The sequence below is a fragment of the Hyphomonas pacifica genome, from assembly GCF_000682675.1.
In the GTDB taxonomy this organism is placed as follows: domain Bacteria; phylum Pseudomonadota; class Alphaproteobacteria; order Caulobacterales; family Hyphomonadaceae; genus Hyphomonas; species Hyphomonas pacifica.
Window position 1 is genome coordinate 17,511 of the sequence record NZ_AWFA01000032.1, and the last position, 10,076, is coordinate 27,586.

The window sequence follows — 10,076 nt, forward strand, 5'->3', positions numbered from 1 at the left end:
TCCAAATTTCTTATGTGAAATTAACTAACGACTTGACCCGTTGAGTTTGCTTACCCAATTTGCAAACTCAACGGAGTTTTGATGTCCAATTTGTTTGAGTCCCGGTAAGGGGCCTGCCGATTCCGCGCTGAGATTCAGCGTCAGGCAGGCCGGCAAGAGCGAAGCCTGGCACCCCCACGTGCCGGAAACGTTTTTGCGCGCCCCATGCACAGCCATGCGGCGCCCGACTTTCGGACCACTCCCACATGGATATCTCACGCGCCGAACAGCGCATCCTCCATTTGCTCGCACAGGGCGGGCATATCGAAATCACCCGTAACGACCACAACAAACCTGAAGAGCTGCATTGCTTTACCCGCGATGGCTGGCGCTATTCGGGCCTGAACCTCAGCCTCTTCCGCAAGCTGAAGCGCAAGCGCGCCATCGCCTCCAGAGGCGGCGGGCCTTACCGCATCACAAGGCGAGGCCTGGAACTCGTCCGCGCAGAGCTGGATAATCGCTGACTGAGTTGAAAGGGGAACTCCCGCATGGACGGGCCTGTTGGTACGGCAGATCCACATCAAAGTGCGGGAGTTCATCCTCATGGCAAACATCTTCATCATAGGCGCAACAGGCGGCGTCGGCAGCCGCCTGATCCCCAAGCTCATTTCCGCCGGGCACAACGTCAAAGGCCTGCACCGGAAAGCCGAACAGGCAAACGGCCTGCGCGCCCAGGGCGCAGAGCCCGTGTTTGGCGACATCATCGAGATGAGCTCAGAGGATCTGGCAATCGCCCTGCAAGGCTGTGACATGGCCGTCTTCTCCGCAGGTGCCGCCGGCAGCGGGAAGGACCGCGCCACCAAAATTGATGGCGAAGGCCCGGAAAAACTGGTCGCCGCGGCCAAGGCCAACGGCCTTCAGCGCATCTATCTCGTTTCCGTCTTCATGGATGCAGGCCGCGACCGCGACACATCCGAAGGTTTTGAGCATTATATGGCCATGAAGCGCCGCGCCGATGCGGCCCTCGCGCAGAGCGGCGTAGACTATGTCATCCTCCGCCCCGGCACGCTGAAAGATGATGACGGCGATGGCCGCGTGAATTCCGGCCGGGCCATTCCCTATGGCGATGTCGCGCGCGGCAACGTCGCCGCCATGCTGGCAGAACTGATCAATACGCCGGAGATCACCGATGAAATCATCGAGCTGACCAATGGCGACCAGCCAATTGCAGAGGCCGTCACCGCCCTGCAGCGGGGCTGATCCTGCCACCGGCCACGCGCCGCCCAATAACACACCCGGTCTGGTTTATCCTTGCAATGATCCCCAAATTGAACAATGAGCGCTTTGTTCATTCGTATCAATGGAGGCGATATGCCAGCCCGACTCTTTGTGTTTGTCGGCCATCCCCGGTCGGCTTCCCTCAGCCACGGCCTCGCCGACGCGTACCAGCGCGGCGCTGAGGCCCAGGGGGCTGAAGTGCGCCGGATGAATTTATCAGACATGCAATTCGACCCGGATCTGACCGAAGGCTATCACGCCCGCAAGACGCTGGAATCCTGCCTTGAGGAATGGCGGGAGAACCTCTCCTGGGCAAACCACACATGCTGGGCCTATCCGCAATGGTGGGGCGGTATGCCGGCCAAGATGAAGGGCGTCATCGACCGGTGTTTCCTGCCCGGCTATGCCATGAAGTATCATGATAATGATCCGTTCTGGGATCGCCTCCTCGCAGGCCGCCGCGCTGACGTGCTCATGACATCAGATGCCCCGGTCTGGTTTGACCGCCTGTCCAATGGCCGCGCAGCCAAACTACAGGTGCAGAAACCCGTGCTGTATTTTTCCGGCATAAAGCCCGCGCGGATTCTTCAGGTCGGTCCAGTCAAGACGGCAACAGAGGCAAAAATTGCGAAGTGGCTGAAACAAGCCGAAGCCCGCGGAGCACAGGCAGGGCGCAAGGCCCGCTAAGACGAACCTCATCCCAAACGCAGCTGATTATCCGTCTACAGTAACAGAGGGTCCCGGCAGGCGGATCGTGTAATAGCTGAGGGGTTTGTCGCCGGGCTTTCGCCCTTCTGCAGCAATACTGACATCTCCAGTCAGACCAGCAGGCACCCCGGCATCAAAGGGCAAATAGTCCCCCTCCGGCGTCTGCGCGCCAAAGCGGCTGAAGCGCCAGCCTTCCAGCACCGGCATCTGACGAACCTTCTCCCCCACGCGCATCCGCACCGGCAGATCCCGCGCCAGACTGCCCGATAGGTTGAGGAAGCTCTGCGTCACCCAGACGCCTGTTTCCGTGCGAACCACACCGATCGCGACATGGGTTGCCTGTTCGCTAAGAATGTTTGCGCGGTGTGCTGGGCTGTCCATAAGATTCCGGTGCAGGCGGTTTACGCCATGGCGCTGAACATTCCAGCGTCCGTGAACCACCTCCACCATGGCGACATTTTCGGCGGAGTACTGAACAAAGTCCCGTCGGTCAAAGGCTGAGACACGGTCCTGCGGCGCCCGTCCATCAGGGCCGAGATGGCCGAAAAAGTCATTATACGCCATGTCCAGACTGTGAAACCGCGCCGTGTTGCGCAGCGCCGGGCGGTAGAGCAGCGCGGGCAGCCCTTCCTCCGCACGCGCGGCATTGATACGGTCCAGAAACTCCCGTTCCATCGCCGCATCGAACTGATAGCCAGACGGCAAATCGCTGAGACAGGGCGCGACCTGTTCAACATAATCAGCCACAGCCCTGCCCCGGCTGGCCAGATCCAGATCGCACGCCATCGCCGGCAAACCAGCCGCAGACAGGCCAAAGCCCAGAAGCAAGGCACGCAGTCTCATCTCGGCGGAAACTCTATCGCGCCGAACATGAACAGAACAGTTACAAGTGATCAGTCCTGAGACCAGGCCTTCAGCTGCTCTATCTTCATCTCGCGGCGCGCGTCCGGCGTGAGGGAATAATCATTGCCAAAGGCAGAGCTTTCCCAGCTGCCATATTCCGGGTTCGGCAGCATGATCCATTCACGGCCCCATTTGGCGGCGTTCGCCTCATAGACGCGCTGGCGCTCTTCAGGCGAGCCTTTGTAGTCGTCTGTAAAATCCCCGAAATTATCGCCCAGCAGCATGACGACCCGATAGTTCACCGCAATCACTGCACGCCGCGTGCCCTTGGCAGAGCCCCAGTCCGGCTGCTCACCCTTGGTCATCAGCGTGTCGACATTGCCGCCCATTGGAAAGCCCAGTGCTTTCAGATTGCGCGCCGTGCCCTCTTTCGTCACCGCGTCGCGATTGGTGACATAAAACACTTTTACGCCCTTCGCCGCCGCTGCATTGGTAAACTCCACCGCGCCCGGCACAGGCCCGGCGACACCGGAACTCGCCCAAGCATTCCAGCTTGCTTCGTCGAAATCGCGGCCTTTCTGAATGCCAAAAGCCGCATAGGCGGAATTGTCCAGAATGGTTTCGTCTGCATCCAGAATGATGGCGGGGGGCAGATCCTGATAGCCCGGCTGCTGCGCTTCCGGCACGGCGGTCCAGTCCGGGTCCGCCAGCGCTTCATCCAGGCGCATCCCGGCCAGCGCGTAAATGCCATCCGCTGTCGCCTTGTATTCCACGGCCTGCTGCACCCACAGCGTCGCATTCAGCCGGTCATCAGCGCCCGGACCAGCCGGTTCCACCTCTTGCACCACGGTCACGACACGCGGCGGGCTCGTCTGCTCATCCACGATGATACAGCCGGAAAGCGCCAGGCTGGTGGCCAGCGCCAGGCCGGAAAGGATCGTCCGTTTAAACGTCATGTCTCAAATGCTCCGCTCTGATTTGCGGGCAACCTAGCCAGTCTGCGTTGTCTGAGAAAGACGAAAATGTGCCGGAACCTGCGGCCCGACCCATTCGTAGGAACAACGGAAAGGGCTTGCCTAATGCTGATGGTTCTACTGATCGTCGCAATCGTATCCGGCGCATTGGTGATTGGTGCGCTGTGGGGCCTCTATGGAAAACTGCCGACAAGGCTTGAGGGGTTCCTCGTCTCCATCGCCGGGGGGGCTCTCGTCATCTCCGCCGTGTCGGAATTGATCGAGCCAACCGCCGAGAATACGTCCATCCTGACCGCTGTAGTCTGGACTTTGGTGGGCGCGGCCATCTTCACCGGCTGTGACTATCTGATCGACAAATATTGGGGAGAGTCCCAAGGTGGCGGCCTACTCGCTGCCATTACGCTGGATGGTATACCGGAGAATCTGGCGCTCGGCGTAGCTCTGATCGGTGCAGAGCCCTTGCAAGTTGCCGCGCTTGCTGGCTCGATCCTCCTGTCCAACCTGCCGGAGGCTGCAGGCGGCGCAAAGGAAATGCGCGGCAATGACATGGCAAAGTCAAAGGCCCTTATGCTGTGGGTGGGCACCGCACTTCTTTTGTCAGCAGCTGCACTTGCCGGAAACATTTTGCTGTCTGAAGCCGGTGAGACCACGCTGGGCGCCATCAAATGTGTGGCGGGCGGCGCCGTCGTTGCTTCCCTTGCGGCAGAAGTTTTCCCGAAGGCCTATAATGAAGATCGCAACTTTGCCGGCTTCGCCACGGCGCTTGGGTTTCTGCTTGCTCTCTGGCTGGGCCAGATCGGCAAGTAATCAGATGACGCCGGCCGTCTGCAGGCGGGCCAGCACCGGGGCAATCATCCGTTCAATCGCTTCACCTGTCGGGCGGACATTGCCATAGGCCGGAAGGCCCTCATCGGCGATCACCAGGTCAGCCTCGAACTTTGCCGGATAGGTCCATTGATAATGCGCCGCGCGTACCGTGCCGAGATATTGCTGCAATACGCTTTCCAGGCTGCGGCCCCGCTCTGTCACATCGCGGCGGATACGGCGCGCCAGACGCAAATCATCCGGCGTATCCACATAAACAGACAGATCGATCAGAGAGCTGATCTTAGGGAAAGACAGCGCGTGGATTCCTTCCAGAATCAGGATCGGCGCAGATTTGATCTCCCGCGTATCCGGGCTGCGGTCATGGCGCTCATAATCATAGATTGGCTGCTGGATCGTCTCACCAGCCTTCAGCGCGCGCAAATCCTTCACCAGCCTGTCGGCCTCTTTTGAACGTGGGGCATCATAATTGATGCCGGCGACCAGCTCGGTCCATTCTTCCCTGGTCTGCGGCTCGCCATAATGGCCCATCGGATAATAATAGGCGTCCTCCCCGAAGAGAACGGCCTGGCCCTCCGGCAAATGCGCCAGAAGGGCTTCTGCCAGGGTCGACTTGCCGGAGCCGGAGCCGCCGGACATTGCCACGAGAAAGGGTTTGCGCTTCGCCATCATGGGATGGGTTTACTGGCAAAGCCCCTCAATGTTCAACGGGGAAAGCCCGTAGGATGGGTCTCATCTGCAGCCTGCCCATCCAGCGGTCTCAGGCGACCTGACGTTCCTGTAGTCCGGTCACATAATGGTCCAGCTTTGCCAGGGATGCGGTCATCTCCGCTTCATGGCTTTCGGCGCTCAAACCGTCTGGCGCATTCTCGGCCCGAATCGTCACTTTCGTGCCATCTGCTACAGCGCTGAGCAGCCAGCTGAGCCGCATCGCGCCCTGAAAGCGCGGGTCATACGTCGCGAACTCAACGGCCTGCACGATGCATTTACCCGGCACCAGATCCAGATAGCGCGCTTCCATATGTTTGGCGCTGCTCCAGATTTCCGCCTCGTCACGCTCGCCTCCTGTTTCCATCTGCAATCTATAATGACCGCCGGGTCGCGGGGAAAACGCCACCACGCGGGCCTGAATTCCGTCCGGCACCAGCCAGAATTCCAGCGCATCCGGGTGCAGCATCGCATCATAAATCTCAGCGGCTGAAGCGCCGATCTTGCGGGTTACGCTATCCACTCTGTTCGGCATGGCATGTCTCATGATTTCGGCTGTCGCTGCGATACGCCAATCATTGCTGCGGGTTCCCGACAATTCGGTGAACATTGCATGACATGGCAGAGATGCCTGATTTCTGCACAAAAAAAGGCCGCTCCGGAGAGCGGCCTTCCAATTCTTGGGCATTGGCAAAGGAAGACTATTCCTCTTCGCCGCCATTTTCGTCTTCGCTGAGCTCCTTGCCGGTCTCCTGATCGACGACTTTCATCGACAGGCGAACCTTGCCGCGATCGTCAAAGCCCATCAGCTTGACCCAGACCGTGTCGCCCTCTTTCACCATTTCCTTCGGATGGCCGACGCGCTTGTTGGCCATCTGGGAAACGTGGACGAGGCCGTCCTTCGGTCCGAAGAAGTTCACGAAGATGCCGAAATCCTTCAGGCCGACAACTTTGCCCTCATAGATCTCACCGACTTCCGGCTCTGCGACGATCTCCTTGATCATCTTCAGCGCCTTGTTGATGGATTCCTTGTCCAGGGCGGAGACCTGAACCGTGCCATCATCATCAATGTTCACCTTGGCGCCGGACTCATCCACGATACCGCGGATGACCTTGCCGCCAGACCCGATCACGTCACGGATCTTGTCGGTCGGCACCTTGATGATTTCCATTTGCGGTGCGTTGTCGGACAGGCTGTCACGGGACGTATCCAGCGCTTTCGCCATTTCACCCAGGATGTGCATGCGGCCACCGCTCGCCTGAGCGAGGGCTTTTTCCATGATATCCTTGGTGATGCCGGCCACCTTGATGTCCATCTGCAGGCTGGTCACGCCCGCTTCGGTCCCGGCGACCTTGAAGTCCATGTCACCCAGATGATCTTCATCACCCAAAATGTCGGACAGGACGGCGAACTCTTCGCCTTCCAGGATCAGGCCCATCGCGATGCCGGAGACCGGACGGCTGACCGGCACACCGGCATCCATCATGGCCAGAGAGCAACCGCAAACCGTTGCCATGGAGGAAGAGCCGTTGGATTCCGTGATCTCGGAAACGAGACGGATCGTGTACGGGAATTCCGAATGGTCCGGCAGGACAGCCTGCAGGGCGCGCCATGCCAGCTTGCCGTGGCCGATTTCGCGACGGCCAGCGCCGCCCATACGGCCCGTCTCACCGACGGAATATGGCGGGAAGTTATAGTGCAGCAGGAAGCGTTCCTTGCGGGTACCGTCCAGGCTGTCGATATATTGTTCGTCGTCTGACGTACCCAGCGTAGCCACACAGATCGCCTGCGTTTCACCGCGGGTGAACAGCGCAGAGCCGTGCGTGCGCGGAAGGAAACCGGCTTCTGCCAGGATCGGGCGAACCTGATCCAGTTTCCGGCCGTCAATGCGCTGACCCGTTTTCAGGATGTCACCGCGAACGACAGAGGCTTCGGCTTCCTTGAAGGCGGCCTTGAAGGTCTCGCCGGACATCTCACCCGGTTCTTCCTCGGTGCCGACGAGGGCTTCCTTGGCCTTGTCACGTGCCGCGCCGACGGCGGCCTGACGGTCCAGTTTCTCTGTGATCTTGTAAGCAGCGGAAAGGTCAGCACCCACAATTTTCTGGATCGCGGAGATCGCGTCCGAATTGTCTACCGCCTCGAAATCGAACGGCTCCTTGGCGGCCTGCTCTGCCAGCTCGATGATCGCATCGATCACCGGCTGCATTGCTTCATGGCCTGCCACAACGGCGCCCAGCATGATGTCTTCGGACAGTTCCTTGGCCTGGGATTCCACCATCATCACGGCGTCGGCGGTGCCGGCCACGACGAGGTCCAGTTCGGACTCTTCCAGTTCCATGACGGTCGGGTTGATCAGGTATTCGCCATCCTTGTAGCCAACGCGGGCTGCGCCGATCGGGCCCATGAAGGGCGCGCCGGACAGAACCAGCGCCGCAGACGCACCGATCATGCCCAGAATGTCCGGGTCATTTTCGAGGTCATAGGAGATGGCGGTCAGAACGACCTGGACTTCATGCTTGAAGCCTTTGACGAACAGCGGACGGATCGGGCGGTCGATCAGGCGAGACGTCAGCGTCTCTTTCTCTGTCGGGCGGCCTTCACGCTTGAAGTAGCCGCCAGGGATGCGGCCCGATGCGTAATATTTCTCTTGATAGTTCACGGTCAGGGGGAAGAAGTCCTGACCCGGTTTTGCTTCCTTGGCATAAACAGCCGTGGCCAGGACGCTGGAGTCCCCATAGGTCACCATGACGGCGCCATCGGCCTGACGGGCAACCTGGCCCGTTTCGATTTTCAGCGTGCGGCCGGCCCATTCCAGCGACACAGATTTCTTGTCAAACATCTAAAAAGTCTTTCTTTCACATACGAAAAGCCCGCCGCGGCCCCAGTGCCCGGCGGGCTTGTTTTTGGAGAGCCTAGCGGCGAATGCCCAGCTCGGAGATGAGTTTGGTATAGCGCGCCTCATCCTTGCCCTTGACGTAATCAAGCAGCTTTCTGCGCGTTGCCACCATGGCCAGCAGGCCGCGGCGGGAGTGGTGATCTTTTTTGTTGGTCTTGAAGTGGTCGGTCAGATTGTTGATCCGTTCGGTCAGGATCGCGACCTGGACTTCAGGAGAGCCGGTATCGCCAGGTTTGGTGGCGAATTTGGAGATCAGCTCCTGCTTTTTCTCAGCAGTAATCGACATCGTATATCTTTCATATTGTCGCCTTGCGGCGGGTTTCACATAAACGCCTGATTTGGCGGGGTTTTCTGGTGGGGATCGAAGCCTTTGGCCACGGCCGGGATGTCGTCCAGCCGGGTCAAAACCCGAAATCCCACCACAAGGCGCGGCTTATGGCCCATTTCCAGGCGAATTGGAAGAGCCGGACTGAGGAATCGATTCTCGCGCGGGGCGAGTTTGAAGGGGTGGTCGCAACCCTATTATATTAGGGTTGCGACACGAAGAATCATCTAGCTCGTGTGACAAGCTTCGCTACACCAGCGGCAGCCATTAGACTGCCAATAAATTTTCTTAGCTTCTCTTACTGCTGATGAACAGGAAATGTGAGAACCGAGAGGAGTAACGCTGACTGCTAGCTTCAACCAACTACAGTCTGCTGTATGTACCTCATGATCACCGTTAGCTTGAGCAGTGTTGTTTACATAGTATTGCGCCATAAGAGCGTTCCTTTTTTTTGGAAGCGTGATTCTTGACGCGCCCAAAAAAAAGGATTCTTCTGGGCATCCTACTGCGTTGAACCACACTTGTGGATTTAAACGTATTTTACGCTTGGAGTGCGCTAACACTCCAAGCGTATTTTTTTACGACAAATTTATATTGGTCAATAATGAATATCGTATAATCGGTAGTAGTTCAGCAGTATTGATACTATATATAGTTCACAAGCACAGAATATACTATTTCTGGTTGAACTATATTCTAGAAAATTAACCCTACTCCAGCGCGCACCACCAGGAGGTGACGGCGTGGGCTGTGGGGGTGGCTTCGTCCGGATAGCGGCCATGCAGAATGCCGTCGGTGCCGATCAGCGTCACCCACATCTGGGCGTGCTCTGCCGACGGCAGATCGTCAATCTCCGCGTCCGGCATCTGCAAATGCACGCGGGATGAGCGCGTGAACACATCTTCCCCCATCACCGTCATCGCATAGGGCGCATACCAGTGCGTCAGGAAAAAGCCGCCCGCCGGGGTCTCGGCCAGCCGGAAGCCGACCTGAACAGACGCGCCCGCGCGGACAGCTTCGATCAACGCGGCCTTGTCCCCGGCTATCACATGCCCGGCGTCATCCACCCGAACCAGCAAATGCTCGCATTCCGGCGGCGCCTCTGCCAGCGCCCCCGGCCCGAGGGCCGCCAGACATGCCGCCATGATTGCCCGTTTCAGCACATTCAGCCCCTATCCCGCTTCATCCCCCAGACTAGGGGCATTCGCGCCACATGGTAATGGCCTGCGCCATGTGAGCCCAATCCCCCCTGTCATCCCCCTCTCTTCCGCTCTCCCCGACGAAAGTCGGGGTCCAGAGCTGCAGGTGCGGAAGTTTGTGGGAGACAGAACGGCCCAATCCCCCAGCCCGCGCTCGTGCTTCGACTTCGCTCGAGCCGAGAGCACTTCTCTTCTTCCCCCACGCACCAAACTCATCCTGAGCGAAGTCGAAGGATGTAGCGACAGGGAACACAGCCCCCAAAAGAAGCCCTCAATCCGTCTGAAAACCGTCTCAGCCCATACTGCCCCTCTGCTCCCACGGGGGCCGGATCAGGTACCG

Annotated in this window: 11 protein-coding genes; 4 read left to right on the plus strand and 7 right to left on the minus strand. The window is 58.9% G+C overall.

Going from position 1 to position 10,076, the window contains the following annotated elements:
- Positions 1-245: 245 nt before the first annotated feature.
- The 3 genes from HY2_RS17160 (at position 246) to HY2_RS10640 (ending at position 1,944) form a co-directional block, all read left to right on the plus strand.
- Positions 246-503: a YjhX family toxin gene (locus HY2_RS17160; RefSeq protein ID WP_081815018.1), complete on the plus strand. Its 258-nt coding sequence runs from the start codon at positions 246-248 to the stop codon at positions 501-503.
- Positions 504-582: 79 nt separating this feature from the next.
- Positions 583-1,239 (plus strand): SDR family oxidoreductase, encoded by a 657-nt coding sequence (locus tag HY2_RS10635; RefSeq protein ID WP_034827422.1) that lies wholly within the window; start codon positions 583-585, stop codon positions 1,237-1,239.
- 111 nt (positions 1,240-1,350) lie between these two features.
- Positions 1,351-1,944: an NAD(P)H-dependent oxidoreductase gene (locus HY2_RS10640; RefSeq protein WP_158534021.1), complete on the plus strand. Its 594-nt coding sequence runs from the start codon at positions 1,351-1,353 to the stop codon at positions 1,942-1,944.
- A 27-nt stretch (positions 1,945-1,971) separates the two neighbouring features.
- Here HY2_RS10640 and HY2_RS16810 read toward each other — a convergent pair whose 3' ends face one another.
- Positions 1,972-2,808, minus strand: coding sequence for a CAP domain-containing protein (locus HY2_RS16810; protein ID WP_051594921.1), 837 nt, complete (start codon positions 2,806-2,808; stop codon positions 1,972-1,974).
- Positions 2,809-2,858: 50 nt separating this feature from the next.
- The gene (locus HY2_RS10650) at positions 2,859-3,764 is read right to left on the minus strand and encodes a 5'-nucleotidase, lipoprotein e(P4) family (RefSeq protein WP_034827426.1); all 906 of its coding nucleotides are present in this window, start codon (positions 3,762-3,764) and stop codon (positions 2,859-2,861) included.
- A 123-nt stretch (positions 3,765-3,887) separates the two neighbouring features.
- On the opposite strand from HY2_RS10650, the gene HY2_RS10655 reads away from it, so the two are divergent.
- Positions 3,888-4,589 (plus strand): ZIP family metal transporter, encoded by a 702-nt coding sequence (locus HY2_RS10655; protein ID WP_034827428.1) that lies wholly within the window; start codon positions 3,888-3,890, stop codon positions 4,587-4,589.
- Here the strand turns inward: HY2_RS10655 and udk are convergent, their stop codons facing one another.
- From udk to HY2_RS10680, 5 genes are all read right to left on the minus strand, one after another.
- Positions 4,590-5,279: a uridine kinase gene (udk, locus tag HY2_RS10660; protein WP_233346803.1), complete on the minus strand. Its 690-nt coding sequence runs from the start codon at positions 5,277-5,279 to the stop codon at positions 4,590-4,592. It abuts the gene before it with no gap.
- A gap of 88 nt (positions 5,280-5,367) precedes the next feature.
- Positions 5,368-5,850: an SRPBCC domain-containing protein gene (locus tag HY2_RS10665; RefSeq protein WP_034827450.1), complete on the minus strand. Its 483-nt coding sequence runs from the start codon at positions 5,848-5,850 to the stop codon at positions 5,368-5,370.
- Positions 5,851-6,016: 166 nt separating this feature from the next.
- Positions 6,017-8,155: a polyribonucleotide nucleotidyltransferase gene (gene pnp / locus HY2_RS10670; RefSeq protein WP_034827430.1), complete on the minus strand. Its 2,139-nt coding sequence runs from the start codon at positions 8,153-8,155 to the stop codon at positions 6,017-6,019.
- 73 nt (positions 8,156-8,228) lie between these two features.
- The gene (gene rpsO / locus HY2_RS10675; RefSeq protein ID WP_034827433.1) at positions 8,229-8,498 is read right to left on the minus strand and encodes a 30S ribosomal protein S15; all 270 of its coding nucleotides are present in this window, start codon (positions 8,496-8,498) and stop codon (positions 8,229-8,231) included.
- 749 nt (positions 8,499-9,247) lie between these two features.
- Positions 9,248-9,700 (minus strand): hypothetical protein, encoded by a 453-nt coding sequence (locus tag HY2_RS10680; RefSeq protein ID WP_146617203.1) that lies wholly within the window; start codon positions 9,698-9,700, stop codon positions 9,248-9,250.
- Positions 9,701-10,076 lie beyond the last annotated feature (376 nt).

Excerpts from the sequence above, each read along its gene's own strand:
- HY2_RS10635 (WP_034827422.1), top strand. The coding sequence starts at position 583 with ATGGCAAACATCTTCATCATAGGCGCAACAGGCGGCGTCGGCAGCCGC.
- HY2_RS16810 (WP_051594921.1), bottom strand. The coding sequence starts at position 2,808 with ATGAGACTGCGTGCCTTGCTTCTGGGCTTTGGCCTGTCTGCGGCTGGT.
- udk (WP_233346803.1), bottom strand. The coding sequence starts at position 5,279 with ATGATGGCGAAGCGCAAACCCTTTCTCGTGGCAATGTCCGGCGGCTCC.
- HY2_RS17160 (WP_081815018.1), top strand. The coding sequence starts at position 246 with ATGGATATCTCACGCGCCGAACAGCGCATCCTCCATTTGCTCGCACAG.
- rpsO (WP_034827433.1), bottom strand. The coding sequence starts at position 8,498 with ATGTCGATTACTGCTGAGAAAAAGCAGGAGCTGATCTCCAAATTCGCC.
- HY2_RS10640 (WP_158534021.1), top strand. The coding sequence starts at position 1,351 with ATGCCAGCCCGACTCTTTGTGTTTGTCGGCCATCCCCGGTCGGCTTCC.
- HY2_RS10665 (WP_034827450.1), bottom strand. The coding sequence starts at position 5,850 with ATGCCGAACAGAGTGGATAGCGTAACCCGCAAGATCGGCGCTTCAGCC.
- pnp (WP_034827430.1), bottom strand. The coding sequence starts at position 8,155 with ATGTTTGACAAGAAATCTGTGTCGCTGGAATGGGCCGGCCGCACGCTG.
- HY2_RS10655 (WP_034827428.1), top strand. The coding sequence starts at position 3,888 with ATGCTGATGGTTCTACTGATCGTCGCAATCGTATCCGGCGCATTGGTG.
- HY2_RS10650 (WP_034827426.1), bottom strand. The coding sequence starts at position 3,764 with ATGACGTTTAAACGGACGATCCTTTCCGGCCTGGCGCTGGCCACCAGC.